The sequence below is a fragment of the Erwinia sp. 198 genome, from assembly GCF_003937915.1.
Lineage (GTDB): Bacteria > Pseudomonadota > Gammaproteobacteria > Enterobacterales > Enterobacteriaceae > Erwinia > Erwinia aeris.
The window spans coordinates 421,358-445,927 of the sequence record NZ_RHUM01000002.1; the positions used below are offsets into that span (position 1 = coordinate 421,358).

26 protein-coding genes are annotated in these 24,570 nt (G+C 53.8%); 13 read left to right on the forward strand and 13 right to left on the reverse strand.

The genetic code is table 11. The features are described from left to right. Nucleotides 1–6: 6 nt before the first annotated feature. The 8 genes from EGK14_RS04510 (at nucleotide 7) to EGK14_RS04545 (ending at nucleotide 6,709) form a co-directional block, all read left to right on the forward strand. A complete protein-coding gene (locus tag EGK14_RS04510; protein ID WP_125287879.1) occupies nucleotides 7–516 on the forward strand; it encodes a phage major tail tube protein in 510 nt (169 codons plus the stop codon). Between the two features lie 54 nt (nucleotides 517–570). Further along, complete coding sequence (locus EGK14_RS04515) at nucleotides 571–849, forward strand: phage tail assembly protein (RefSeq protein ID WP_125287880.1); 279 nt, start codon at nucleotides 571–573, stop codon at nucleotides 847–849. A 32-nt stretch (nucleotides 850–881) separates the two neighbouring features. Then, on the forward strand, nucleotides 882–1,004 hold the full coding sequence (locus EGK14_RS21830) for a GpE family phage tail protein (protein ID WP_125287881.1): 123 nt from the start codon (nucleotides 882–884) through the stop codon (nucleotides 1,002–1,004). Next, nucleotides 997–3,447, forward strand: a complete 2,451-nt coding sequence (locus EGK14_RS04525; RefSeq protein ID WP_125287882.1) for a phage tail tape measure protein — start codon at nucleotides 997–999, stop codon at nucleotides 3,445–3,447. Before EGK14_RS21830 ends, EGK14_RS04525 begins: the two co-directional genes overlap by 8 nt. Before the next feature lie 2 nt (nucleotides 3,448–3,449). After that, nucleotides 3,450–3,977, forward strand: coding sequence for a phage tail protein (locus EGK14_RS04530; RefSeq protein WP_125287883.1), 528 nt, complete (start codon nucleotides 3,450–3,452; stop codon nucleotides 3,975–3,977). After that, entirely contained in the window at nucleotides 3,974–5,137 is a 1,164-nt protein-coding gene (locus tag EGK14_RS04535) for a phage late control D family protein (protein ID WP_125287884.1), read from the forward strand. Before EGK14_RS04530 ends, EGK14_RS04535 begins: the two co-directional genes overlap by 4 nt. A 93-nt stretch (nucleotides 5,138–5,230) precedes the next feature. Continuing rightward, on the forward strand, nucleotides 5,231–5,449 hold the full coding sequence (locus tag EGK14_RS04540) for an ogr/Delta-like zinc finger family protein (protein ID WP_125287885.1): 219 nt from the start codon (nucleotides 5,231–5,233) through the stop codon (nucleotides 5,447–5,449). 168 nt (nucleotides 5,450–5,617) lie between these two features. Beyond that, a complete protein-coding gene (locus EGK14_RS04545) occupies nucleotides 5,618–6,709 on the forward strand; it encodes a tyrosine-type recombinase/integrase (RefSeq protein WP_125287990.1) in 1,092 nt (363 codons plus the stop codon). Between the two features lie 305 nt (nucleotides 6,710–7,014). Here the strand turns inward: EGK14_RS04545 and EGK14_RS04550 are convergent, their stop codons facing one another. Genes EGK14_RS04550 through yobA form a run of 3 tightly spaced genes read right to left on the reverse strand, consistent with a single transcriptional unit; the run spans nucleotide 7,015 to nucleotide 8,654 of the window. Beyond that, nucleotides 7,015–7,353: a YebY family protein gene (locus tag EGK14_RS04550; RefSeq protein ID WP_125287886.1), complete on the reverse strand. Its 339-nt coding sequence runs from the start codon at nucleotides 7,351–7,353 to the stop codon at nucleotides 7,015–7,017. 49 nt (nucleotides 7,354–7,402) lie between these two features. Next, nucleotides 7,403–8,281 (reverse strand): copper homeostasis membrane protein CopD, encoded by an 879-nt coding sequence (gene copD / locus EGK14_RS04555; protein WP_125287887.1) that lies wholly within the window; start codon nucleotides 8,279–8,281, stop codon nucleotides 7,403–7,405. Nucleotide 8,282: 1 nt separating this feature from the next. Then, a complete protein-coding gene (gene yobA / locus EGK14_RS04560; RefSeq protein ID WP_370255978.1) occupies nucleotides 8,283–8,654 on the reverse strand; it encodes a CopC domain-containing protein YobA in 372 nt (123 codons plus the stop codon). Between the two features lie 149 nt (nucleotides 8,655–8,803). On the opposite strand from yobA, the gene EGK14_RS04565 reads away from it, so the two are divergent. The 3 genes from EGK14_RS04565 (at nucleotide 8,804) to exoX (ending at nucleotide 10,542) form a co-directional block, all read left to right on the forward strand. Continuing rightward, nucleotides 8,804–9,034, forward strand: a complete 231-nt coding sequence (locus EGK14_RS04565; RefSeq protein ID WP_125287889.1) for a DNA polymerase III subunit theta — start codon at nucleotides 8,804–8,806, stop codon at nucleotides 9,032–9,034. A 74-nt stretch (nucleotides 9,035–9,108) separates the two neighbouring features. Beyond that, on the forward strand, nucleotides 9,109–9,867 hold the full coding sequence (locus tag EGK14_RS04570) for a carbon-nitrogen hydrolase family protein (RefSeq protein ID WP_125287890.1): 759 nt from the start codon (nucleotides 9,109–9,111) through the stop codon (nucleotides 9,865–9,867). A gap of 12 nt (nucleotides 9,868–9,879) precedes the next feature. Continuing rightward, nucleotides 9,880–10,542 carry an exodeoxyribonuclease X gene (gene exoX / locus EGK14_RS04575; protein ID WP_125287891.1) on the forward strand — a complete coding sequence of 221 codons (663 nt, stop codon included), beginning with the start codon at nucleotides 9,880–9,882 and terminating at the stop codon, nucleotides 10,540–10,542. Here the strand turns inward: exoX and EGK14_RS04580 are convergent. Further along, nucleotides 10,539–12,602 carry a prolyl oligopeptidase family serine peptidase gene (locus EGK14_RS04580; protein ID WP_125287991.1) on the reverse strand — a complete coding sequence of 688 codons (2,064 nt, stop codon included), beginning with the start codon at nucleotides 12,600–12,602 and terminating at the stop codon, nucleotides 10,539–10,541. The genes exoX and EGK14_RS04580 overlap by 4 nt on opposite strands. Nucleotides 12,603–12,740: 138 nt before the next feature. Further along, nucleotides 12,741–13,385 (reverse strand): tellurite resistance TerB family protein, encoded by a 645-nt coding sequence (locus tag EGK14_RS04585; RefSeq protein WP_125287892.1) that lies wholly within the window; start codon nucleotides 13,383–13,385, stop codon nucleotides 12,741–12,743. Nucleotides 13,386–13,593: 208 nt separating this feature from the next. On the opposite strand from EGK14_RS04585, the gene EGK14_RS04590 reads away from it, so the two are divergent. Further along, nucleotides 13,594–14,424, forward strand: a complete 831-nt coding sequence (locus tag EGK14_RS04590; RefSeq protein WP_125287893.1) for a sugar phosphate isomerase/epimerase — start codon at nucleotides 13,594–13,596, stop codon at nucleotides 14,422–14,424. 152 nt (nucleotides 14,425–14,576) lie between these two features. Here the strand turns inward: EGK14_RS04590 and EGK14_RS04595 are convergent, their stop codons facing one another. Beyond that, nucleotides 14,577–14,921: a YebG family protein gene (locus EGK14_RS04595; RefSeq protein WP_125287894.1), complete on the reverse strand. Its 345-nt coding sequence runs from the start codon at nucleotides 14,919–14,921 to the stop codon at nucleotides 14,577–14,579. Between the two features lie 138 nt (nucleotides 14,922–15,059). Here EGK14_RS04595 and purT point away from each other — a divergent pair, with 138 nt between their 5' ends. Further along, on the forward strand, nucleotides 15,060–16,238 hold the full coding sequence (gene purT, locus EGK14_RS04600; RefSeq protein WP_125287895.1) for a formate-dependent phosphoribosylglycinamide formyltransferase: 1,179 nt from the start codon (nucleotides 15,060–15,062) through the stop codon (nucleotides 16,236–16,238). A gap of 100 nt (nucleotides 16,239–16,338) precedes the next feature. On the opposite strand, the gene EGK14_RS04605 is transcribed toward purT, so the two are convergent. The 7 genes from EGK14_RS04605 to EGK14_RS04635 all read right to left on the reverse strand — a co-directional run bounded on the left by EGK14_RS04605 (nucleotide 16,339) and on the right by EGK14_RS04635 (nucleotide 24,529). Continuing rightward, the gene (locus tag EGK14_RS04605; RefSeq protein WP_125287896.1) at nucleotides 16,339–16,977 is read right to left on the reverse strand and encodes a bifunctional 4-hydroxy-2-oxoglutarate aldolase/2-dehydro-3-deoxy-phosphogluconate aldolase; all 639 of its coding nucleotides are present in this window, start codon (nucleotides 16,975–16,977) and stop codon (nucleotides 16,339–16,341) included. 207 nt (nucleotides 16,978–17,184) lie between these two features. Next, nucleotides 17,185–18,660 carry a glucose-6-phosphate dehydrogenase gene (zwf, locus tag EGK14_RS04610; RefSeq protein ID WP_125287897.1) on the reverse strand — a complete coding sequence of 492 codons (1,476 nt, stop codon included), beginning with the start codon at nucleotides 18,658–18,660 and terminating at the stop codon, nucleotides 17,185–17,187. A 490-nt stretch (nucleotides 18,661–19,150) separates the two neighbouring features. Further along, nucleotides 19,151–20,374, reverse strand: coding sequence for an MFS transporter (locus EGK14_RS04615; RefSeq protein WP_125287898.1), 1,224 nt, complete (start codon nucleotides 20,372–20,374; stop codon nucleotides 19,151–19,153). 18 nt (nucleotides 20,375–20,392) lie between these two features. Continuing rightward, nucleotides 20,393–21,661, reverse strand: coding sequence for an acetyl-CoA carboxylase biotin carboxylase subunit family protein (locus EGK14_RS04620; RefSeq protein WP_125287899.1), 1,269 nt, complete (start codon nucleotides 21,659–21,661; stop codon nucleotides 20,393–20,395). 157 nt (nucleotides 21,662–21,818) lie between these two features. Next, a complete protein-coding gene (locus EGK14_RS04625) occupies nucleotides 21,819–23,003 on the reverse strand; it encodes a PLP-dependent aminotransferase family protein (protein ID WP_125287900.1) in 1,185 nt (394 codons plus the stop codon). A gap of 190 nt (nucleotides 23,004–23,193) precedes the next feature. Next, nucleotides 23,194–23,541: a hypothetical protein gene (locus EGK14_RS04630; RefSeq protein ID WP_125287901.1), complete on the reverse strand. Its 348-nt coding sequence runs from the start codon at nucleotides 23,539–23,541 to the stop codon at nucleotides 23,194–23,196. Between the two features lie 4 nt (nucleotides 23,542–23,545). Beyond that, on the reverse strand, nucleotides 23,546–24,529 hold the full coding sequence (locus EGK14_RS04635) for a TauD/TfdA family dioxygenase (protein ID WP_158616026.1): 984 nt from the start codon (nucleotides 24,527–24,529) through the stop codon (nucleotides 23,546–23,548). Nucleotides 24,530–24,570: the final 41 nt, after the last annotated feature.

Sequence of the window (24,570 nt, forward strand, 5' to 3'; positions counted from 1 at the left end):
TTTTAAATGGCACTGCCACGAAAACTAAAGGGAATGAACCTTTTTAACGACGCCAACAGCTATCAGGGCGTTGTGACCAGCGTCACGCTGCCGAAGCTGAGCCGCAAGCTTGACCCGTTCCGGGGCGGCGGCATGAGCGGCGCGGCGCATATCGATATGGGCCTCGACGACGACGCGCTGGATATGGAATGGAGCATCGGCGGCATCGACGAGCTGGTGCTGACTCAGTGGGGCGCAACGTCCGTGCCGCTGCGTTTTACCGGCTCGTACCAGCGCGACGACACCGGCGAGGAAATCCCGGTGGAAATTGAGGTACGCGGAAAACATCAGGCGTTTGATTTTGGCGAGGCCAAACAGGGCGAGGACACGGAAACCAAAATCACCACCAAATGCACCTATTACAAAATGACCTTTAACGGCAAAGAGCTGATCGAAATCGACACCATCAACATGGTGGAGAAAGTGAACGGCACCGACCGTCTGGAGCAGCGCCGCAAAAATATCGGCCTCGTTTAACCCCTGCGCCAGCGCCGGGCGCTGGCCTTATCCCCTTTTACAGAGAGAACAATCATGGAAAACAAAGAAAACACCGTTACCCTGGAAACCCCGGTGATGCGCGGCGAGCAGGCAATTAATACCGTTGAGGTGATTAAGCCCAACTCCGGCGCGCTGCGCGGCACCCGCCTTGCCGACCTTGCAGGCTCGGACGTGGACACGCTGATCACCGTACTGCCGCGCATTACCCTGCCCGCGCTGACGAAGGCCGAGTGTCTGAACCTCGACCCGGCCGACCTGATTGCGCTGGCCGGTAAGGTGATTGGTTTTTTGTCGCCGAAGTCGGACGCGTAAGCTGGCCCAAAGCGCTGACCGTTAACGACCTGATGGCGGACATAGCGACGGTGTTTCACTGGCCGCCGTCTGAAATGTACGCCATGCCGCTGGCCGAACTTATCGACTGGCGGCATAAGGCCATCATTCGCAGCGGAGTAAAGACCGATGAATAACCTCAAGTTGCAGGTGCTGCTGAAGGCGGTAGACCAGGCGACGCGCCCGTTTAAGGCCATTCAGAACCAGACGAAAAAGCTGGCGGGCGGCATCCGCGACGCGCAAAGCAGCCTGAAGGAACTGGACGCGCAGGCGGCGAAGATTGACGGCTTTCGCAAATCAAGCGCACAGCTGGCCGTCACGCAGCAGAGCCTGAAGGACGCCAAAGCCGAGGCGGCCGCGCTGGCCGTGGCCTTTAAAAACACCGAAAAGCCCACCACGGCGCAGGCCCGCGCGCTGGAAAAAGCCCGGCAGGCGGCGGGCGCGTTGCAGACCAAAAGCAACGGCCTGCGCCTGTCGGTGCAGCAGCAGCGCGAGGCGCTGAACGCCGCCGGGATCTCCACCAAAAACCTCGGCAGCGAGCAGCAGCGGCTGAAAACCGCCGCCGCCCAGGCGACCGTCAGCCTGAGCCGTCAGAAAATGGAGCTGCAGCGCCTGAACCAGCAGCAGGAGCGGCTGAACCAGACCGGCGAACGCTACCGCAGGGGCCAGGAGCTGTCGGCGAAAATGCGCAACGTCGGCGCGGCCGGTGTCGGTGCGGCCACGGTTGGCGCGGTCGCGGCATCTTCCGTGCTGCGTCCGGGCTACGACTTCGCGCTGGCCAACTCCACGCTTCAGGCAACGCTCGGCATTGATAAAAACTCCGCTGACTTTCAGTCGCTGCGCACCCAGGCGCGCAGCATCGGCGACAACACGGCGGCCTCGGCCAACGACGCCGCGCAGGCGCAAATCGTTATCGCCAAATCGGGCGCGAACGTTGACGACATTAAGGCGGCCACGCCGGTAACGCTGAATATGTCGCTGGCAAACAATCGCACGATGGAAGAAAGCGCCGAGCTTTTAATGAGCACGAAAAACGCGTTCGGGCTGGCTAACAGCGAGGTCGCGCACCTGGGCGACGTGATATCCGCGACGCTCAATAAAACCGCGACAAAATTCGACGACCTGAGCGACGCCATGCCCTACGTCGCATCGGTGGCAAAAAACGCTAAGGTCAGCGCCGAGCAGACGGCGGCGATGATTGGCGCGCTGGCAAACAACGGCACCACCGGCAGCATGGCCGGGACGGGCATTCGCGCCATGCTGCTGCGCGTGCAGGGGCCGACCGGCGAGGCGTTTAAGGCGATTAAAGAGCTGGGCGTGAAGACCGCCGACGGCAAGGGCAACCTGCGGCCGTTTTTCACCATCCTGAAGGAGATGCAAAAGTCCTTTGATAAAAACAGGCTCGGCGATACCCAGCAGGCGGAATACCTGAAGACCATCTTCGGCGAGGAGGCCGCGTCGGCAGCCGTCACGCTGATGAAATCCGCCGCCAGCGGCCAGCTTGATAAACTGACGAAAACCTTTAAAGGCTCGGACGGCAGCACGGCGAAGCTGGTCAGCGTGCAGCAGGACAACCTCGGCGGCGATCTTAAAGAACTGCAGTCGGCCAAAGAGGCTATCGGCACCGATCTGTTTGACGGCCTCGATAAGACCCTGCGCTCGCTGACAAAGCAAACCACGAAATTTTTGCTGAACGTGGACGGCTGGATCCAGAAAAACCCAATGCTGGCAAAGGGGATGGCCCTGGCCGCCACGGCGGGACTGGTTTTAGTGGGCGCGATTGGTGCGATTGGCCTTGTCGCCTGGCCGGTGATTACCGGCGTTAATGCGCTTATCGGCGGCGCGGGCCTGCTTCGCACCGCCTTTACCAAAGCGGGCGAGGCTATCGTAACGGAAATGGGCCTTATTTCATGGCCGGTCGTGGCCGTGGTGGCCGCCGTGGTTGCGGGGGCGCTGCTGATCCGTAAGTACTGGCAGCCGATTAAGGCATTTATGGGCGGCGTGGCCGAGGGCTTTGCTGCCGCGGCGGGGCCAATAAGCGACGCCTTTGCGCCGCTGAAGCCCGTCCTTGACTGGGTAACTGACAAGGTAAAGGCCGCATGGAACTGGTTTAAAAAGCTGCTGGAGCCGGTGAAGTCCACGCAGGCGGAGCTGAAAAACGCCGGGGACATGGGCAAAAAGTTTGGTAACGCGCTGGCCGAGGGGCTGAAGATACCCGGCAAAGCGCTCGACCAGCTTACGAACGGCATCACGTGGATGCTGGAAAAGCTGCATCTTATCGACAGCAAGTCGGGTGATTTAAAAGACAAGGTGCCGGGCGGCGATCCGAAGGATAAGCACGACCCGGTCGCGCCGAACGGCCTGCCGTGGAGCCTGGCCGATACCGGCCCCGCCTATAAGCCGGTAACGTCCCCGGCTGCGGGCGGCTACAGCGACCAGAGCCAGAACAACTATCAGTACGATATCCACATGCATCCGGGCATGACCAAAGACGACGCGCTGGCGCTGATGGCGCAGCAGCAGGCGCGCAACGACCGCAACCGCCAGGCGCAGCAGCGCAGCAAAATGGGATGGGAATAAACATGATGATGATTTACGGGCTGCTGCCGTTTATGCGCCAGACGCTGCCCTATTCGGACATGCAGCAGAATATCGACTACCGCTGGCCCACAAACAGCCGCGTCGGGCAGCGGGCGTCGGCGCAGTTTCTCGGCGTGGGCGATGAAAAAATTACCCTGACCGGCGAGCTGCGCCCGGAAGTCACGGGCGGCGCAATCTCATTGCTGAGCTTTAAGCTGCTGGCCGACGAGGGGCGGGCATGGCCGCTGATTGGCGGCAACGGCACCATTTACGGGATGTACGTCACGGAGAACTTTTCGGCCTCGCACAGCGAGTTTTTAAGCAACGGCAGCGCGTTGAAAATCACCTTTACGCTGAGCCTGAAGCGCGTTGACGAGTCGTTAACGTCGATGTTCGGCGACCTGCAGAAGCAGGCCGACGGGCTGATAAGCGGCGCGGGCAGCCTGCCCAGCCAGGTCACATCGGTTATCAGCCAGGCGAAAACCACCGCCGCCAGCGTGAGCGCAACCGTGGGCGGGCTGCTGTCATGAGCATCAGCAGCATGGCAATACAGGCGGGCGCGCAGATGGCCCCGGACTTTATGCTGTCGGTCAACTCCAGGGACGTTACGGCCAATATCCGCGCCCGGCTTATCTCGCTGACGCTGACGGATAACCGGGGATTTGAGGCCGACCAGCTCGACCTTGAGCTGGACGACGCCGACGGGCTGCTGGCGATGCCGGTGCGCGGCGCGGTGATTAAGCTGTTTCTCGGCTGGAAAGGACAGGCGCTGGTCGGCAAGGGCGAGTTTACCGTGGACGAGGTGGAGCACCACGGCGCGCCGGACACCATGACCATCCGGGCGCGTAGCGCGGACTTTCGCGGGACGCTTAACTCGCGGCGCGAGGCGTCGTATCACGATACCACCCTGGGCGAAGTCGTGAAGCAGATAGCCGGACGCAACAAGCTAAGCCCCGTGCTGGCCGCCGGTTTCGCCACGCAGGCGGTGAGCCATATCGACCAGACGCAGGAAACCGACGCGGCGTTCCTGACGCGCCTTGCCACGCTGTACGGCGCGGTGGCCGCCGTGAAAGCAGGAAAGCTGCTGTTCCTGCGTCCGGGCAGCGGCGTAACGGCCAGCGGCAAACCGATCCCGCAGCTGAACATTACGCGACAGGACGGCGACCGGCACAGCTTCAGCATTGCCGACCGGGGCGCGTATACCGGCGTGTCGGCCAGCTGGCTGCACACTAGAGATCCGAAGCCGAAGAAGGTAAAGGTGAAGCGCAAGCCGAAGGAAAAGCACCTGCGCGCGCTGGAGCATCCGGCGGCCAGAAAGAAAAAGGCCACCGCTACCAAAACCCCGGAGGCAAAGGAAGGCGACTATCTGGCCGGCACGGAAGATAACGTGTTTACGCTGACCACGGTTTACGCCACCAAAGCCGCCGCCATGCGGGCCGCAAAGGCAAAATGGGACAAGCTGCAGCGCGGCGTCGCCGAGTTTTCGCTGACGCTGGCAATGGGCCGGGCAGATCTCTTCCCGGAAACGCCGGTAAGGGTAAGCGGGTTTAAGGCGGTGATCGACGCGCAGCCGTGGCTAATCAGCAAGGTAATGCACAGCCTGAGCGGCAGCGGCTACACGACGGCGCTGGAGTTTGAGGTGTTTTTATCTGATGTCGACTACGATACGGAAGACGGTGAAACAGGGTGATACAATCATAAATTAAAATTTGCAAGTTAAAGTTTGATTATGCAAAATCCAAACACCCCTACCCCGCTTCGCTTTTTAAAGGTTAATTCGACAATGATGCATTGCCCACTTTGCCAGACCGCTGCCCATGCCAAAAGCAGCCGCTATATCTCACGCGAGACTAAAGAACGCTATCATCAGTGCCAGAACATCAACTGCAGCTGCACTTTCAAAACACATGAAAGCATCGCGGGTATGATCGTCTCGCCAGGACAAACTAATAAGGTACCGAGCTTTACCCATAACGCGCAACAGCCTTCCCTGCTCCATTGATTATGCCCGCGAAAGCGGGTTTTTTACTCGCTTCAACGCTAAAGCCTCGACTTCTTATTGATTGCCAAAACATTCTTCATTAAGCCCTTTTGTATGAAAGCCAAAAATCAAACATTGAATACTGTTTTTATATACAGTATTTTGATGCTTTTATTTTCAGGCGGCTCTATGGCAATCAGAAAACAGAAAGATGGGAAATGGCTTTGTGAATGTTATCCACATGGCCGCGAAGGCAAGCGCATCAGGAAACAATTTAAAACGCGTACTGAAGCCATCGCTTATGAAAATTTTCAAATGGTAGAAGCAAAAACCAAGCCCTGGTTGGGCGATAAAGAAGATCGCCGTAAGCTAAGTGAGCTTATTAGTTTGTGGTACAAGCTTCATGGATGCTCACTTGGAGATAAAAAAGGCCGCCTAGGAAAATTGCATATTATTTGTCGGGGCTTGGGAGATCCGGTTGCCACATCTATAACTGCTAAAGACTGGGCACACTATCGCGAACGCCGTCTAAGCGGTTTGATTGAAAACGGTTATAAAACCAGTGAGAAATCGTTGAAAGTGAAAGTCGGTACGGTCAATCGTGAGCACTGCTTTTTAAGAGCGGTGTTTAACGAGCTGGAACGGCTGGGAGAAATTAACTATCCCAATCCGCTTAAAAATATTCGCGAATTTGACGATCCTGAAAAAGAGATGGCGTGGCTCACCGATGCTCAAATCTTACGCTTGCTTGCAGCCTGTGAACTACACGGCAACCCAGAGTTAACACTGATAGTCAAAATTTGTTTATCTACAGGCGCGCGCTGGAGCGAAGCCGCAGGGCTGAAAGCGAGCCAGATATCTCCGAATAAAATCACGTTCATTAACACCAAAGGCAAGAAAAACCGTACGGTTCCTATCGGGGATGATTTGTATAACGAACTTAAAGATAAAGAAGGCAAGTTTTTCTCAGAGTGCTATCGGCAGTTTTACCGCGTGATACGTCTGGCCGAAATAACTTTACCAGAAGGCCAGATGAGCCACGTTCTGCGTCACAGCTTTGCCAGTCACTTTATGATGGCCGGAGGTAATATCGTGGTATTACAACGCATCCTGGGGCATTCCGATATCAGGGTAACTATGCGTTATGCGCACTTTGCGCCTGACCATTTGGAAGAGGCCGTGACCAACAATCCGCTGGCAAGAATGGCTCGCCAAAATGGCGACAAAATGGCGGCACAGAATCCTACAGGGAGCAATACGGTACAATTGGGTGAGGTTTAAGTGGTTGATTTAGCTATAAGTTACTGTTTTAAAACCCCAACCAAAAAAAGACCAAAGACGATTCCTGTCTTTGGTCCAGGGGAATGGCTCTGGTAAGAGCCGTGCGCTAAAAGTTGGCATTTATGCAGGCTATGACGCCTTGCTCTTTATAAGGTAGTACAGGCGCGGGGTTTTTCCAGCTGTAGGGTTCAGGGCCAGCTAAAATATGACAGGTCTGTGATCGTAACGGCAGAAACAGTGACGAGATGGCAGGAATGGATAATTACTGCTACCGCGCTGGCCGGGCAGCCAGCGCGGTAAAACGTTTAATCACACAGCTTTTGCGCACGCTCAATAATTGGCGTCAGGCTCTTTTTCTGGCCCGGCTGCGCAGGGTCGTCAATCTGGATAACGTCAATCGGCTGGCCTTTTACCTGCCCGCTTTTCAGCTGCTGCTTTGCGATATCGTTCAGCGGATACTGCATCAGCGTGCTGGGATTAATTGCGTACAGCGCGCCGTCTTTGGTGCAGGTCAGCATCACCTCTTCGCGGTTAAAGGCCCATTTGTCCTTGCCAACTTCAAAGCGGCTGACGGTAATAACCTCTGACGCCATCGCGCTGGAACAAAAACTTAAAGCTAGCATCAGGCCGACTAATTTTTTCATGATGTTGCACTACCTCTTGTAAAAACGCCCAACAGCAGGCGGTAAAAATTCAGGCTGGTTCCAGAGTAGCAAAGACGCTCACCAGCGCTATCACCAACGCGGCAAGCAGCAGCTCGGCCAGCGTGGTCAGGATAAAAAGGTGACGGGCGCGCTCCCCGTCGGGCTGAAAGCGCGGCACCAGCCAGTAACGATTAAACAGCGCGACACCGCACATCATCGCTACCAACAGCGCTTTCAGCAGCAACAGCTGGCTGTAGCGTCCAAATGCCGGCGGCCAGCCAGGCAGCAGAATAAAAGCGTCAATCGTGCCGCTGGCAATAACCAGCGCCACGGCCAGGTGACCGTAACGGGAAAAACGCATCAGCGTACGGATAGCGTCATAGCCCGCCGGAAACCGCGTCATATCGCGCATCAAAATCACTACCGGGAGCAGGCCGCCCGCCCAGAAGGCAGCCGACAGCAGATGTACGCTATGATTCAGACGCTGTAGCCAACCGGCCGCGCCATCCAGCATGGTCGCATGGCCCACAAAGGCCAGCCCAACCAGCTGCCCCGCCCCACTCAGTAATAACAGCCACTGCCGTAGCTGTCCCCTGGCTGATAAGGCGACAACGCCCAACAGCGCGGCGAGCAGCTGCCATTGCCAGGCCTGCCCGAAACGCGTTTGCAGCACTGCCTGCCAGACGGCGCTATCGCCAATATCGCGCCAGCCGTCGGCCATCAGGCCGGTTTGCGCCACCAGCAGCATTATCGCCGTGACCAGCGCAAGCAGCGAAGCCGCAACCAGCAGCCGGCAAAGACGCCGTGCCAGATACGGTCGGAAACGCGCGGGCGCCAACAGCGTGGTGTAGATTGCGCCGCCCGTCAGCGTCATCAACGCGGCAAAATGCAGCCAGCGAGAAAGCTGATAAAACAGGCTGAGAGACATGTTACTTCACGCTAAAGGTGTAGGTTCCTTTAGTTTTATGACCATCAACCGACAGCACATGCCAGCTGACCTGATACTGTCCGCTGCTCAGCGGCTTCGCCAGCGGCACGATCAGCTGATTATGCTGTTTTGGCGCTCGTTCGACCTCAGAGAGCGGCATGGCATGCTGCTGAGCGTTCGTGACCTCAACGCCGCTGAAAGCCGGTTCGATATCTTCCGAAAACGTCAGCGTCAACGCCTGCGGCGAAGCTTCCACATTGGCATTCGCTGCCGGGTACTGGCTTTTAAGGTGGGCATGAGCAGAAACCTGCTGTGAAAAAGCGGCGGCACTCAGCGCCAGCGCGAAAATCATTGACCTACGCATTGAATCCATCCCGTTTGGTGCAGCCTGGGGCTGCGACAAGGCCGAAAGAATACTCCGCTACCAATAAAGTGTCGAGTCGTTAAGGGCTTTACTCCGCCGTCAGGCTTGCGAAACGCGGCCGTCTGCTTTATTTTTGCCGCGAGTCAATGGAGGCCATCATGAACTACAATCTGGCGGTGCTGCCGCAGGAAGAAAAAGACAAAATTAATGTTGATATAGCTGCCGCAGGCGTGGCGTTTAAAGAGCGCTACAATATGCCGGTCGTGGCGGAAATGGTGGAGCGCGAGCAGCCGGAAGCCCTGCGCGACTGGTTTCGTCAGCGGCTGACGCATTATCGACAGGCATCGCTCAGCCTTTCCCGCCTGCCGTATGAGCCGAAGCAAAAATAGTTACGCGAATAACTTGTGTTTCCTGGTCGCTTCGGTTGAGATAACGTCTCAAAAACCGTATTGCGAGTATATTTATGTCCGTCTGGAGCATCGCCGCCGCGCAATCAGGGTCTCGTCCCGGAGAAATCGAGTGGAATATAGAGCGCCATCTGGCTTTTGTTCGTCAGGCCGCTGAACATCAGGTTGATTTACTGCTGTTCCCGGAGCTTTCCATCACTGGTTATGAGCTTGCGCTCGCCAGCCAGCTGGCGATGTCGATAGACGATGTGCGCCTTAACGCTTTTGCCGAAGCGGCGACCGAATACCGTATGAGTATTGTTACCGGCGTTCCTTTGCAGGATGGCGATAAAATACGCCTTTGCGCGCTGGCTTTTTTGCCTGACGGCACACGCCTGGCCTATTTTAAACGAAATCTGATAGAGGCGGAAAAGCCCTTCTTCCATCCCGGACAAAGCGTTCCCGTGTTCGGCTACCAACATCATCATGTGGCGATGGCGGTCTGTGCCGATATCAGCGTGGAAGACTACGCACGCGACGCCGCGCATCGTGGCGCTAATCTTTATGCCACCAGCGTGCTCCTTTCTGAAAAAGGTTATCACAAGGATTGCGAATACCTGGCGCGCTGGTCGCGCAAGTTCAATATTGCCGTGCTGATGGCTAACCACGCTCTGCCTACGGGCGGTTTTGACAGCGCAGGGCAAAGTGCCGTCTGGGATGAAAATGGTCAGCAGGTTATCGCCGGTGGTCGTGGCGAGCAGCTGGTTATCGCCCGACGTCAGGACAGCAAATGGCAGGGCGAAGTGCACGATTTACGCACGGCTACCGCCCCCTGAAAGAGAGAAATTATGTTACGCGTAATAGATACCGAAACCTGTGGCTTGCAGGGCGGCGTAGTGGAAGTCGCCTCCGTTGACGTTATCGACGGCAGGATCGTGAACCCTATGAGCGATCTGATCAGTCCGGATCGCCCCATCAGCCGTCAGGCTATGGCCATCCACCGTATCACCGAAGCGATGGTGCTGGGCAAGCCCACCATTGAAGAAGCGATTGGCCGCTATCATGGCAGCCCTTACTACGTTGCTCACAATGCCAGTTTTGACCGTCGGATGCTGCCGGAAATGCCGGGCGAATGGATTTGTACCATGACGCTGGCAAGAGGCCTGTGGCCCGGAAAAAAATACGGTAACCAGGCGCTGCGTGAAGCTTTACAGCTGGACGTGACGCCGCCGGCGGATCTTCACGCTCACCGGGCACTATACGACTGCTACGTTACGGCGGCCTTGCTGATCCGTATTATGGAATTTTCCGGCTGGGATGCACCGGAAATGGTGCGCCGGATGCAGGTTCGTGGCTCCAGCGCCACCTTCCCGTTCGGCAAATATCGCGGTAGTCGTATTGATGATGTGGTAAAGCGCGATCCGGGATACCTGAAATGGATGCTAAAAAATATCCCGGATCTGAAACCCGATCTGAAAAGCGCGATGGAACGGGCTCTGTCGGCGGATTAACGAGCGCTGGCGGCGCTTAGCGTCTCCTGCGCCAGGCCTATCAGGAAAGCGTATTCCAGCGCAACGCCCTCATAAGATTTAAAACGGCCTGATTTACCGCCGTGCCCCGCATCCATATCGGTACAAAGCAGCAGCAGATTATCGTCCGTTTTAAACTCACGCAGCTTAGCGACCCATTTCGCCGGTTCCCAATACTGAACCTGGGAATCATGCAGCCCGGTGGTCACCAACATATGTGGATACTGCTGCGCGGTGACGCAGTCATAAGGGCTGTACTGATGCATATAGCGATAGTACCGCTCGTCCGCCGGATTGCCCCACTCATCATACTCTCCCGTGGTCAACGGAATAGATTCGTCCAGCATCGTGGTGACCACATCCACAAACGGCACCTGCGCCACCACGCCGTGAAAGCGCGTCGGCGCCATATTGATAACTGCGCCCATCAACAGGCCGCCAGCGCTACCGCCCATGGCATAGAGTTTTTCCGGGTCACCATAGCCTTTTTCCACCAGCGTATTGGTCACGTCGATAAAATCATGGAAGGTATTAAGCTTGTTCAGCAATTTGCCATCTTCATACCACTGCTGACCCAGCTCGCCGCCGCCGCGAATGTGCGCCAGCGCAAAGACAAAGCCACGATCCAACAGGCTCAGGCGACTGGAGCTGAAGTCCGCATCCATACAGCTGCCGTAAGAGCCATAGCCGTAAACCAGCATCGGGCTTTTACCCGGTCGATAATGCTGACGGTGATAAACCAGCGAAACGGGCACTTCCACGCCGTCACGGGCCTTGATCCAGTGGTGTTCGCTGCGGTAGTCGTTGGCGTCAAAACCTTTAACCTCCGTCTGCTTGAGGATTTTCCGCTCGCCGCTATCCATATCCAGCTCGAACAGCGTGTCCGGCGTGGTCATCGAGGAATAGCCATAGCGCAGCTTGCTGGTGTTTGCCGTGGGATTGACGGAAAGCCAGGTGACGTAGGCCGGGTCGTCAAAAGCGATACCGTAATCTTCTCCGCTCTGCCAGTTAATCTGCCGCAGGCTGGTCAGGCCGCGCTGACGTTCCTCCACCACCAGCCAGTCGCGAAACAGCGCAAAATCCTCCAGCATAACGTGCTCGCGCGGCGCAATCAGCGTTTGCCATTTTTCCTCTTTTACGTGATCGGTGAGATACAGGCCAAAATTTTTGCCTTCGCGGTTGGATCGCACGTAAAAATGGTGATCGTGATGATCCAGGCTGTATTCGTGATCCTTGCGGCGCGGGCAGAATATTTGCGGCTGTGCATCGGCAAACTCGGCGTCCAGCAGTCGGATCTCGCTGGTAGTGGTGCTATTGAGCACAATCAGAATAAAGTGCTCGGACATCGTTTTATGCAGGCTGACGTAAAAGGTCTCATCCTGCTCTTCATAGACCAGTTCGTCATCCCGCTGTGGCGTGCCCAGCCGGTGACGCCATACCTGCCAGGGCAGCAGCGTCTGTTTGTCCTTCAGCACATAGTAAAAAGTGCGGCTGTCGCTGGCCCAGACGAAGCTGGAAGAAACGTGATCCAGCACCTCCGGATACCAGTTGCCGGTTTTAAGGTTGCGGAAGCGGATGCCGTACTGACGACGCGACAGAAAATCCTCCGCCAGCGCCATCACTTCATTGTTGGGGCTGATGCCGAGGCCGCCCAGCGTATAAAACTCGCTGTGGGCGGCGCGCTGGTTGCCGTCAACAAGCACCTCCCACTCTTCGGGCGTGGCGGTCTCTTCCGGCTGACGGGTGTAGACGGCATATTCGTTGCCCTCATCGTAGCGCCGCTGATAGCGATAGCCGTTTTTGACGTAGGGAACCGAACTGTCGCGCTGCGGCACGCGATCGACCATCTCTTTCAGTAATTTTTCCTGCAGCGCCTGCTGCGTCTGCATTACGGCCTGCCCGTAATCGTTTTCCGCGTGCAGATAGTCCAGCACGGCCGTATCTTCACGCTTGTCATCACGCAGCCAATAGTAATTGTCGATGCGCGTCTCGCCGTGCGCGCTCATCTCGTGAGGTATTTTTTTAGCGACTGGTGGTTTTATCATTTGCTGCCCCGCTGAATCAGTTATACAGAGTAAGGGTGGCAGCTACGGCGATGATTGCCAAGCGCAGCGCGTTGATAAGAGTTGATAAACAACGTTAAAAAAGCTTTCCGGGCCGGGAAAGGCGCCCGGAAATAGTCAGGCGATCAGCTTTTGCTTCTCCAGCCGGATATCTTTCGCCATGCTCTCACGAACGTCCTGCGGAATTTTTAGCTCGTCGCCCAGCGCCTGCAGATAGCTGCGCTCCATAAAGTGATCGACATCAATGACAAGATTGCTGAGGAAGTAGAGTTCCAGCGCTTCCTCTTCGTTTTTGACATCCTGCGCCAGCATTTTAGGATCCAGCGGCATATCGATAGCGCGCTGCAACAGCTGCTCGCCTTCCGCGCCCAGCCCCGCCTGATGAATATGCTCATTGATGGCCTTACGTTCCTCGCCGTCAATATGCCCGTCGCTTTTTGCCGCAAAAACCAGCGCCTGTACCAGCCGCTCCGCGCGTCTGTCCACCGCGGTGGCCTGCTGCCCAAACTGCGGCTCTTCACGATGCGTTTCGCTGACGCGCTGTTTGTACTTGTTCCAGAGCAGCGCGCCCGCCGCCGCGCTGCCGCCAATAATCAGCGCGTTTTTACCATATTTGCTCAGCAGGTTACGGGAAGATTTATTGGCGATCAGCAGCCCGGCCAGGCCGCCTAAAGCGCCCGGCGCCAGCATTTTACTCAGCCCCTCGCCGCCGCCCTTGCCTTTCCCTAATACGGTTTGAATTTGTTGCAGCCAGTTAGTCATATGCTTTCCTTATTGTAAAAAAACCAGCATAAAGCGGCTAACGTCAGGAAGCGTCAAGTCAGGCAAAGCCTGGAAAACCTTTAGCCCGCCGATGAAACTGGCGAATCGGCACAGGTCGCTATACTTGTCAGCAGGCGAGAGTCAAAAGGTCAGACCGTTTACCGGCTCTCTGTCCATTTTTTTGCTATATGGCTTTAAGGGGAACAGGATGCGTTTTCAACATAATCCACTTTTTATTAATACGGTTTTACTGAGCGGCACAACGGAAGAGAAAATTATCGCCGCCGCTCAGGCTGGCTTCAGCCAGCTGGAATTGCGGCGGCAGGATATGGACTCGGCTGAAGGTACACCTCAGGCTGTGGCCAGCCTGCTCGGGGAACAGCGGCTCGCCCTGACGGATTACCAGGTGCTGCTGGATTTTGACGGCGCACCGGACCATCAACGCGAGGAAAAGCGTCGCGACGCGCTGAAAATGATGGAGACAGCGGCGGTGCTGGGTGCCACCACCCTGCTGACGCCGGCCTCTACGCAAAAAGAATGTATCGCCGGGCGTGAAGAAGAAGATATTCGCTGGCTGGCGCAGGAAGCGGGAAAGCGTGGGCTGCGGGTCGCCTTTGAGGCGATGGCATGGAGCACCCATATCAATACCACGGCCGCCGCCTGGCAGCTGGTACAGCGTATTAACGAGCCTAATCTGGGCCTGGTCGTGGATGCCTTCCATATTTTTGTACGCAACCGCACCGTGGCCGACTTAAACGGCATCCCGATGGACAAAATTTTCCTGGTACAGCTGTCCGATTTAGCCACGCTGCCTTCCGGCAGCGAACTGGTGGAAACGGCAAGGCACCATCGGCTGCTGCCGGGCCAGGGCAACTTCCCGCTCTATACGCTGCTGGACTATCTGGAAGCGGAAGGCTACAGCGGGCCGGTTGGGCTGGAAGTCTTTAATGATGAGATTAAACAGCGCTCGCCTTCAGATGCGGCGAAAGAAGCCATGCACGCGCTGAAACGCTGCTGTGCGCAGGCGACAATCGCCTGAACCTGAAAAGGCCGTGCCCTGTAAAACACCAGATGTAAAGAAACAGCCTGTCCGGGGACAGGCTGCTTTGATAAAGAGCTCTGATCAGGGCATCTGGTAGCGTCAGGGCTGGCGAACCGGACACAACGTCACACGCTACAAACGAGACCGCCTCAGGCTGCTTTAATGCGTCCCGCTTTTGGTTTCTTCTCTTCCGCATCGGCATCGGCGTCCTCAGCGGTTAACGCGGCGACTGACGCAACGGGACGGGAGGACTCCGCTTCCGGCATTTTGCTGGTACGCAGGATATGCTGCACGGCGTCTTTGTTTTCCGACAGGAACATGCCCAGCGCCTCACGCTGATTTTCATCCATATCCAATGGCGCCGCGCTCAGCCAGTCGCAGAACACTTCGGCCATATCCAGCATTTTGTCATAAGCGTCGGCTTCTTTCTTACTGGCGAAAGTCATCTTTTCCTCACCTTTCCTGACGACAACATATTTGATTTCAACAGCCATAGTGTCCACCTCGTTTAACTGTATTTTTATACAGTATATCAGGCCGGAAATTTTTCTCAAGCCCGGAAATCGGATGAAGACGCAATCGTTTTCTTTTATACTGCGCCCGCGTTTTTTCCTCTAATCAGGTAGAGATTTATGACAACTCTTGGTACTGCGCTGCGTCCTGCGGCAACGCGTGTAATGCTGCTTGGCTCAGGCGAGCTGGGTAAAGAAGTGGCGCTGGAATGTCAGCGCCTGGGCGTTGAAGTCATTGCGGTGGATCGCTATGCCGATGCGCCGGCAATGCATGTCGCCCATCGCAGTCACGTAATCAACATGCTGGATGGCGAGGTGCTAAAAGCGCTGGTGACGCAGGAAAGGCCAGACTATATCGTGCCGGAAATCGAAGCTATTGCTACCGATATGTTGATTGAGCTGGAAAAACAGGGGCAGCGCGTGGTGCCGACGGCTCGCGCCGCTCGTCTGACCATGAACCGCGAAGGTATTCGCCGCCTCGCCGCAGAAGAGCTGGCGCTGCCGACCTCTGCTTATCGCTTTGCCGACAGCGAGGCGGACTTTAATCAGGCCGCGCAGGAAATTGGCTTCCCCTGCATTGTGAAGCCGGTCATGAGTTCTTCCGGCAAGGGGCAGAGTTTTATCCGCGAGGCCGCTGAGCTTGCAGCCGCATGGGAATATGCCCAACAGGGCGGACGCGCGGGTGCGGGCCGGGCGATCGTGGAAGGTGTAGTGAAGTTCGATTTTGAGATCACCCTGCTGACCGTCAGCGCTGCGGACGGTATTCACTTCTGTGCGCCGATTGGCCACCGTCAGGAAGATGGCGACTACCGCGAATCCTGGCAGCCGCAGCAGATGAGCGAGCTGGCTTTACAACGCGCTCAGCAGATTGCCGAGAAAGTGGTTACCGCGCTTGGCGGACACGGGCTGTTTGGTGTGGAGCTATTCGTCTGTGGTGATGAAGTGGTGTTCAGCGAGGTTTCTCCTCGTCCGCACGACACCGGCATGGTAACGCTGATTTCTCAGGATCTGTCGGAGTTTGCGCTGCATGTCCGTGCTTTTCTTGGCCTACCCGTCGGCGGCATTCGCCAGTACGGCCCGGCGGCCTCGGCGGTGATCCTGCCGGAACTGAGCAGCGATAACGTGCAGTTCGCTAATCTGGATAGGGTACTGGGCGCGGGTTTGCAGCTTCGTCTGTTCGGCAAGCCGGAAGTTCAGGGCAAACGACGCATGGGCGTTGCGCTGGCAACCGGTGACGATATTGACGAGGCCGTGCAGCGCGCTGTCGCCTGCGCCGCTGGTGTAAAAGTCAGCGGTTGACGCTGTCCCGCTTCTGCAAAGCTGGCGGCCGACGCTGTACCCGGCGCAGCAAAAAGGATGGCCGCCAGCCATCCTTTTCAGTTTTACGCCCTGAACGGCATTAGCGCGCGCCTGCTACCGCCTCTTTAGCCAGCTGCGTAATGCGATCGTAATCCCCTGCTTCCAGCGCATCCGTCGGCACCAGCCACGAACCGCCGATGCACAGTACGCTTTTCAGCGCCAGATAGTCCCGGTAGTTGGCCGGAGAGATGCCGCCGGTCGGACAAAATCGAACCTGGGGGAAAGGCCCGCTGATGGCCTGGAGCGCTTTCACGCCGCCGCTGGCCTCCGCCGGAAAAAATTTAAACTCGCGCAGGCCATGATCCATGCCGGCCATCAGCTCAGATACGGTGCTGATCCCCGGAATTAACGGGATTGGCCCTTCCACGGCAGCCTGTAACAGCGGCTCGGTGATGCCGGGACTGATAACAAATTTCGCGCCCGCCTGGGTCACTTCCCGCAGCTGCTGCACGTTCAGCACCGTGCCCGCGCCGACGATGGCTTCAGGCACTTCTGCGATCATCGCTTTTATCGCATCCATTGCGCAGGCCGTTCTCAAAGTTACTTCAAGCACTTTCACCCCGCCCGCGACCAGCGCTTTCGCCATCGGCACCGCATGTTCCAGCTTGTTGACTACGATGACCGGTACGACCGGCCCGGTGGTAAGAATTTGTTCAGCGCTTGTTTTCCAGTTACTCATCGTCCTGCTTCTCCTGTCAGGCCTGCCTGCTTCAACAAGGCGGGCAAAAACGACGCGCGCGGCGTCCGAAAAGTGATCGTCTGCTACCATACAGGATTATGAGCGGGCGCGTCCATGTGCCAAAGATATTTTTGAAACTGCGGTTCAATTTCTTCCAGGCCGGCGACAGGCGTAAAAAAACCCGCCGAAGCGGGTTAATCGAGCATTTTATTCAAACTCGTTCCAGGAACGGCCGTCGCGGGTAATCATCGCGACTGAGGCAACCGGTCCCCAGGTGCCGGCCTGATACGGTTTAGGCGCTTCGTTATCCGCCGCCCAGGCTTCCATGATGGAATCCACCCACTTCCAGGCCTCTTCCACTTCGTCGCGACGCACAAACAGCGCCTGGATGCCGCGCATCGTCTCCAGTAACAGACGCTCGTAGGCGTCGGCCAGGTGCGACTGGTTAAAGGTTTCCGAGAAGCTCAGATCCAGCTTGGTAGTTTGCAGATTGTGCTTGTGATCCAGCCCCGGTACTTTATTCAGGATCTGGATATCCACCCCTTCATCCGGCTGCAGACGAATGGTCAGCTTGTTCTGCGGCAGTTCCTGCCAGGAATCTTTAAACAGATTCAGCGCCGGGTTTTTAAAATAAACCACTACTTCAGAACACTTGGTCGGCAGACGCTTGCCGGTACGCAGGTAGAACGGCACGCCAGCCCAGCGCCAGTCGTCGATATCGACACGAATAGAGACGAAGGTTTCGGTATTGCTGGATTTGTTGGCGTCCTCTTCCTCAAGATAGCCAGGGACTTTTTTGCCCTGTACAAAGCCGGAGGTGTACTGTCCGCGCACGGTTTTATCGCGCACGTTAGTGTGGTCGATACGACGCAGCGAGCGCAGCACTTTGACTTTCTCATCGCGGATACGGTCAGCGGTCAGATCGGCCGGCGGCGACATCGCAATCATGGTCAGAACCTGTAACAGGTGGTTCTGGATCATATCGCGCATCTGGCCCGCTTTATCGAAGTAACCCCAGCGCCCTTCGATACCTACCTCTTCCGCCACGGTAATCTGCACGTGATCGATAGTGCGGTTATCCCAGTTAGAGGCAAACAGCGAGTTGGCGAAGCGCAGCGCCAGCAGGTTCAGCACCGTCTCTTTTCCCAGATAATGGTCGATACGGAAAACCTGGTTCTCTTCGAAGTATTCACCCACCTGATCGTTAATTTCGCGCGAGGTTTCCAGCGAGGTGCCCAGCGGCTTCTCCATCACGACGCGTGCAGGCTGCGCGTTCAGTTTAGCGGAGCCCAGACCTTTACAGATGGCGCCGAACGTTCCCGGCGGCATAGCAAAATAGTTAATGGTGACGCGCTTTTTCTGATCAAGCATTTTGCCCAGTTTGGTAAAGTGGGCCGCGTCGTTAACGTCCAGATTACAGAAGTCGAGTCGGCTGCTCAGCTTATCCCAAAGCGCCTCGTCGATGGTTTCCTTCATAAAGGTTTCCAGCGCTTCACGAACGACTTTGGTATAAGCCGCTTTATCCCATTCCGCGCGGCCCACGCCAATAATGCGCGACTCTTCGTGGATTTGTCCGGCTTTTTCCAGCTGGTACAGGGATGGCAACAGTTTCCGGCGTGCAAGATCGCCTTTGGCACCAAAAATCACCAGATCGCATGCCTGGGCTGTTTGTGTAACCGCCATTCTATTCTCCTCGTTGCAGGATAAACCTGACCGGCGGATCCCAGCGCGGTCAGGTTTTTAATTTTCTTTCAATACAATGTACTGCTTTTGCCGGGTCGGCGTAAACCTGGCGACGCCCCGCCAGCACAGAGTAGCCAGTCTCAAGGCATTTTGCCGCCCAATACACAGGCAGTTTGTGCTTAAATTTCCCGCTTTCTTACTAAAGGTTCAGATCAGAAGCAGACGAGATATAACAAGGATAATCCGTTAAAATCAGCGAAAAGCAGCTTAAAGACAGGAAAATAATGTTTTTTAGCGCAGCAAAAAATCATCGATTTTGCCTTTAAAAGAAATCGACAAAACAGATAGTAAAAAAGCACTTTGACTGTTTAAAGTTATTACAGAAGCTGCGCCGCTTTTTTCATAATCCGCGATGCAGCCGTATCCAGAACGTCGCGAAGAGAGCTAAACCTTCCCCTTGCAGAACGCAAGCATCAGCGATGGCAAAATATCAGCTCGCCTCTTTTGGCACCTGAGGGAAATATTTTTTATAGCCAAACTTTAGTCGTCCAACAAAAAGCAGGACTATGGTCAGGACAAACGAGAGCGCAAAGGCCAGTAAAATGATGTTCTGTAACGTTGTCTTTTCAGAGAGCAGGCTTACGGCCATGCCGCCTACCGGAATGGAAAGCAAATTCAACATGCCGACCACGCCGATTACCCTGGACAAAATTGCAGCAGGAATAATCGTGCTACGCATAATTCTGATATAAACGCTGAAGCCTCCGTCAAAGGCGCTTAGAAGCGCATAAAGCGCCACGTAAATATAATAATTATCTGCCAGTCCAAGAAACAGGCCGCTCACTAATATGATTAATAGTGAAAGCTGCCCAATCAGCGTCACGCTGAAGCGAAGCGTCAACCGTGGAATAAGGTAAAAAAGCAGCACTGACGCTAAAGCCGCAACGCTTTGCATCACGCCTAACGCTCCCGAGTCCAGCTTGAAATGCTTAAGGATAACGGCCGGAGAGATAGCTAAAACCACGCCATAAATGATATTGACAATCCATGTCATCGTGCACAAATAAATAATTTTTTTATCTTCAAAAAGATAAACAAAGGCTGCCCGATTAGCGTGCAGGATATCCCGGATCTTAGTTACTCCAGCAGATTCAGGCGAAGCAATAGATAACGTTAAAAGGTTCGCGGCCGACAGCAAAAACAGCGCGGCCGAGATCAAAAGAATGCCATTTACGTCTGCGTGGCTAAAAATAACAATAGCGATAGCTGGCCCAAGGATCTGTGAAAATTGCTCTACCGTCTGTATCCGGGAATGCACCATGGCATACTCTTCACGTGGTACATTGGCCGGTATAATGGACTCGATCGAGACAAAATTCAGGACGTAACACAAAGACATAACCGCCATCAGCGTGGTCAACGTGGCAAATATGCCGGTGATGTTAACCAGTAAAAAAGCAGCCGCCAGGGCCGCGCATCTGAACAAATCTAACGACAAAAATATTTTTTTGAAGTTTTTCCCCTGTAGTAAACTTCCGGCAATCGGAAAAAATAGCACTCGGGGTATCCACTCGATAACAAATGATAAAGCGGACAGGCTGGTAGAACCGGTTGATTTAAGAATAGCCAAAGGAACGGCGAACATCAGAAACTGATCGCAAAGGGCGCCCAGTCCTCTACTAATGATGAATTTATGAAAATTGAAAGCGCCCAAAACGGCTCCTTTACTCTGTTATACAGATTCCGTTATAAAAGTTTGTGCTGAAAGCTTTTTTGCCATCTCCAGATGTCGGGTAAATAGCGTTTCGCCCTGCGTTTCGCCCGGCCAAAAGAATTCGATAATACCTTCCCGGTTACGCCACGAGTCCAGCGGAAAAACCTGTTGGCCCTGTACGGCCATAACATTAAGATGCAGAATTTCTTCCGGCAACGAGACAGGCACGTTTATCTGCGTAAGCCTGCCCGTTTCCGCTTTCATAAAAGCGATTGCGGCAATACCTTTGGCGGAGTCGAGGCGAGAAGCGAAAATCATTTCAGGATTAATATAGGATGAGACATGGAGTTGATAAGGGTTATAGCCATAAACCTTTTCAACCAGACTCATAATGCTATCACCTCCTGTCCTGGCGGCAACTTCGATAATTTTAATCTCGCCCTTAGCGCTGACCTTGGCTTCGAAATGAGCAATACCGTACCTGATCCCTAACGTACGACAGGTGCTTTCAGCAAGTTCTATAAGATCGTGATGGGAGGTAAATCGGGAAGGTACTACATGCCCCAGCTCAACGAAATGCGGCGGCGCGCCCAGATATTTATCCGTCACGCCAATAACACGGTTAAAATCAGGCGTATTCAGGACTTCCACACTGACTTCAAACTCATATTCGATAAATTCTTCGACAATAAATAAACTTTCGTCGGCATTGGCTTCGCCATTAATGCTTTTGACATCGGCAATACTTTTTTTGAAAGCGTGCACCAGCTCTTCTTCTGAAGAAACTTTTATTACGCCCAGGCTGCCTGCCATCAGGCGTGGTTTAATAATGGCCGGATAACCTGTCTGCGCAACGGCGCTACGTAGCTCGTCAAGTTTGGCAACCTGATAATATTTTGGCACCGGTAGACCCGCATTTTGCAAACATTCCCGCATGATAAATTTATCTCTGCATCTTTCGACAACGGAAAGATCGTTATGGGGCAATCCATAATGTTTAGCAACGAAGGCAGCGGTTACTACGGTAAAATCATTGGTAGGAATAACTGCCCTTGGCGTTCTTCCGGTTACTTCCTCGTACCGGATAACTTCCTGTAAAACCTTCTCGTGATCGGAGATAGGTGCACAAATATAGCCATCAAAATATTTAAGCGTATGAGAAAAAATAGTATTACTGACTGTAAAAACATCCATACCTTCAGAAGCGCGTAAAGCGCCGGCAAAGGCACGCTCGCGGAAAGGAACTTCTGCTCCTACCAGAAGGATATAATCGCCATGTCTGTTCATAAACTTCCCTCTAAATAATCTTATGTTTTACTGTCTGCCGCTGCATTTTTTACATACGTAACCTGCCCCCTTCATTAACAGCAGGCAGGATTAAGGGCAGCATAAGCCGAGCTGCGATCGAAAATCATTAGCCCTGAAGCTAATGATTATTATTGAACTATTTTATTTTTTTTAGCGCCCTGGAAATTCGTATCACTGCTTCCCGTGCCGTTTCTGCGGTAAGCATGGAATAAGAGAGCCGCAGTGAGTTTTTTTGCGGATCCCGCGCGAAAAACACTTCCCCAGGTACGAACACGACATTTTCTTTGATACATTCCTGCAAAAGCTGCGAGGCATCGATATCCTCGACAAGGTGGCACCACAGGAACATTCCCCCATCAGGCGTATTCCACGTAATATCGCCGCCTGAGTATTCATGTAAGGATCCAATCAGGTAATCGCGTCGGTCTTTGTAGGTGGCTTTTAATATTTCCACTCTTTCATTGATTCTACCGGACTCAATATAATGGGCGGCGATGCTTTGATTCAAAGTAGAGGTATGCAGATCCAGTGCCTGCTTGGCGACAACTGTTGCCATGTGGAAATGTTCGGGGACGGCCAGCCACCCCAGCCGTAAGCCTGGTGAGAAGATTTTTGAGAAGCTGGACATATAGCAGACGTTGTGATTTTTACCGAACAGACTTTGCGCGACAGAAAATATTGAGGGAACGGGGTCACCGCTGAAGCGCAGATGCCCATAAGGATCGTCTTCAATAATAACCACTCGGTACTGTTGCGACAGCTTAGCGATTTTTACTCGCTGTTCATAACTGATGGTATTCCCAGTAGGGTTGGCGAAGTTTGGCGTAAGGTAAACCATTTTCACCCCGCCTGTCGCCATCTCTTTTTCCAGCAGGGTCAGTTGAATACCTTCAGAATCATATTCCAGCTCAACTACCGTGGCGTCGGTATAGCCAAAAATTTGCAGCGCCGCCAGATAAGTTGGGCGTTCAACAAATACTTTGTCACCCTTTTCAAGGAAAACGCGACTTAAAAGATCGATAGCCTGTTGCGACCCGTTAGTAATAATAATGCTTTCCGCATCCACATTCAGATTATGCTCGCTGTTCCAGCGAGAAAGCTGCTCACGCAAGTGTTCCTCGCCTTCAGTGACGCTATACTGGAATAAACCTCTGTGCTCACGAGATAAAATATCTTTGAGAACGGTATCGATACCTTCGACATCGATAAGATCGGTGGCAGGAATGCCGCCTGCAAGCGATATAACACCGGGAATTTTGCTGAATTTCAGCAATTCTCTGACAGCAGAGGATTTGATACCAGCGGACTTTTTAGAAAGCATTGCTCACTCCCAATGAAAATTATTTTTTTAATCGCCGTTTTATCTTACTGTTAAAATTCTGTAACTACAATAATGTGTGAAGCCAAATTACGCTGTAATTATTAATTTTTCCCATGTAAAAAAGCCGCCCGCACCCAGCCTGGCGGCTTCTATTTTTTTGCAACATAACCCGAGGAAATGGCTATCTGAATCAGACCTTATTTATAAATACAAGGTTTTTTGAGGTTAAAAATTGCGTATAGATTTTTAACTTCTCTTGATCGAGGACGGTATAGTTGAAAATTTTAGTTTCTTCCGAGATTCTGGTAAGAATCCCTGCTAATCCCAGTAATATGTTGTCCCACTTATCTTCCTCAAGTGAAATAACAATATTTTCACTGTCGGCTACAGCGTCATGTAGGCTGGAGCCGATGGCAACAAAGGGAGAAGTATCCGCTTCTTCCGGATAGTAACCTTTCACTACGCAAGCGTTATCGGTCAGCGCCGCATCGATTTTACTCAGATTGACGACTGAATCACTGATGATAAGATTTTTCATAATATTAATAAGTTAACCCAAGGTATCTTTTTGATTCGTCTGCCGCGTGATGGCGGGCCATGTTTGCACTACCGTACAAGCGCACCATCCAGCGATCCAGCCCGTTATATCGGGCTACAAATTTCTGTCGGGAATGCAGGGTACGCTGATTTTTAAACAGCAACATATCGCCCGGTGGAAGCTGAAGGCGGTGATAATGCTTAACCTTCTTGGTGGCTTCCATAAAAATGTTTAAGCTGACCAGCGCAGGATAGTCAACAGGAATAACCGTATCCATATCTGTCCTGTTGTAGTACATCCCGTCTTTGATGCCAAGGATAGCTAGCGGCCCTTTCAACTCATCGCCATTAAATGACGATGGCATCCGAAAGTAGTATTTTTTCTCACACAGCTCGTCAATAACGCGTTGTTCAAGCTGTTGCAACACCTCATCCAGCTCTACGACTTCTGTAAAGACGTCCGGATCCGGGCGTATACCGTAGAAAGATAAAATTTCCGGCGAACCTGATACATTATTGGTTTCCTCTGGAATTATTGGCAGGATCGGATTTGAAACATGCATATCCAACGTTAATGCGCTGCCGTGAGAGCTGACTCTTTTTGCCCTTTTTCGCGTCGGCACCACGTGACGGAACAGGAGCCCTTTGTTCTCACGCAGATAAGATATCGGGAAAATACCGCAGGCTGCGAAAACAGCAAACTGCATGACGCTGGCTATCGGCAGATCGGCGTTATCGACATAGCCGGTATAAGGTGTCTCTTTAACGTTATAGTCAAAAGGCAGACCGTTGACGCGCAGAATATTTCTTTCACCGGGCATAAAACCAGTCAGAGCGGCGAACGTCTCCGGGCTAAGGATATTTTTAACTTGTTCTTTCAGACTTGAGAGCGAGGAAAAAAGTGTCTCATCATCAAACTCTTTAAAACTTTCAGCCAGTCTTTTCAGGCCCTGCTGTTCTTCCCATGAAATCCATACGGTTTCGATCACTGATATTCTCCAGTAATTATTTAACGCAGCTGTTAACAGAC

Excerpts from the sequence above, each read along its gene's own strand:
- EGK14_RS04510 (WP_125287879.1), top strand. The coding sequence starts at position 7 with ATGGCACTGCCACGAAAACTAAAGGGAATGAACCTTTTTAACGACGCC.
- EGK14_RS04515 (WP_125287880.1), top strand. The coding sequence starts at position 571 with ATGGAAAACAAAGAAAACACCGTTACCCTGGAAACCCCGGTGATGCGC.
- EGK14_RS21830 (WP_125287881.1), top strand. The coding sequence starts at position 882 with ATGGCGGACATAGCGACGGTGTTTCACTGGCCGCCGTCTGAAATGTAC.
- EGK14_RS04525 (WP_125287882.1), top strand. The coding sequence starts at position 997 with ATGAATAACCTCAAGTTGCAGGTGCTGCTGAAGGCGGTAGACCAGGCG.
- EGK14_RS04530 (WP_125287883.1), top strand. The coding sequence starts at position 3,450 with ATGATGATGATTTACGGGCTGCTGCCGTTTATGCGCCAGACGCTGCCC.
- EGK14_RS04535 (WP_125287884.1), top strand. The coding sequence starts at position 3,974 with ATGAGCATCAGCAGCATGGCAATACAGGCGGGCGCGCAGATGGCCCCG.
- EGK14_RS04540 (WP_125287885.1), top strand. The coding sequence starts at position 5,231 with ATGATGCATTGCCCACTTTGCCAGACCGCTGCCCATGCCAAAAGCAGC.
- EGK14_RS04545 (WP_125287990.1), top strand. The coding sequence starts at position 5,618 with ATGGCAATCAGAAAACAGAAAGATGGGAAATGGCTTTGTGAATGTTAT.
- EGK14_RS04550 (WP_125287886.1), bottom strand. The coding sequence starts at position 7,353 with ATGAAAAAATTAGTCGGCCTGATGCTAGCTTTAAGTTTTTGTTCCAGC.
- copD (WP_125287887.1), bottom strand. The coding sequence starts at position 8,281 with ATGTCTCTCAGCCTGTTTTATCAGCTTTCTCGCTGGCTGCATTTTGCC.
- yobA (WP_370255978.1), bottom strand. The coding sequence starts at position 8,654 with ATGGATTCAATGCGTAGGTCAATGATTTTCGCGCTGGCGCTGAGTGCC.
- EGK14_RS04565 (WP_125287889.1), top strand. The coding sequence starts at position 8,804 with ATGAACTACAATCTGGCGGTGCTGCCGCAGGAAGAAAAAGACAAAATT.
- EGK14_RS04570 (WP_125287890.1), top strand. The coding sequence starts at position 9,109 with ATGTCCGTCTGGAGCATCGCCGCCGCGCAATCAGGGTCTCGTCCCGGA.
- exoX (WP_125287891.1), top strand. The coding sequence starts at position 9,880 with ATGTTACGCGTAATAGATACCGAAACCTGTGGCTTGCAGGGCGGCGTA.
- EGK14_RS04585 (WP_125287892.1), bottom strand. The coding sequence starts at position 13,385 with ATGACTAACTGGCTGCAACAAATTCAAACCGTATTAGGGAAAGGCAAG.
- EGK14_RS04590 (WP_125287893.1), top strand. The coding sequence starts at position 13,594 with ATGCGTTTTCAACATAATCCACTTTTTATTAATACGGTTTTACTGAGC.
- EGK14_RS04595 (WP_125287894.1), bottom strand. The coding sequence starts at position 14,921 with ATGGCTGTTGAAATCAAATATGTTGTCGTCAGGAAAGGTGAGGAAAAG.
- purT (WP_125287895.1), top strand. The coding sequence starts at position 15,060 with ATGACAACTCTTGGTACTGCGCTGCGTCCTGCGGCAACGCGTGTAATG.
- EGK14_RS04605 (WP_125287896.1), bottom strand. The coding sequence starts at position 16,977 with ATGAGTAACTGGAAAACAAGCGCTGAACAAATTCTTACCACCGGGCCG.
- zwf (WP_125287897.1), bottom strand. The coding sequence starts at position 18,660 with ATGGCGGTTACACAAACAGCCCAGGCATGCGATCTGGTGATTTTTGGT.
- EGK14_RS04620 (WP_125287899.1), bottom strand. The coding sequence starts at position 21,661 with ATGAACAGACATGGCGATTATATCCTTCTGGTAGGAGCAGAAGTTCCT.
- EGK14_RS04625 (WP_125287900.1), bottom strand. The coding sequence starts at position 23,003 with ATGCTTTCTAAAAAGTCCGCTGGTATCAAATCCTCTGCTGTCAGAGAA.
- EGK14_RS04630 (WP_125287901.1), bottom strand. The coding sequence starts at position 23,541 with ATGAAAAATCTTATCATCAGTGATTCAGTCGTCAATCTGAGTAAAATC.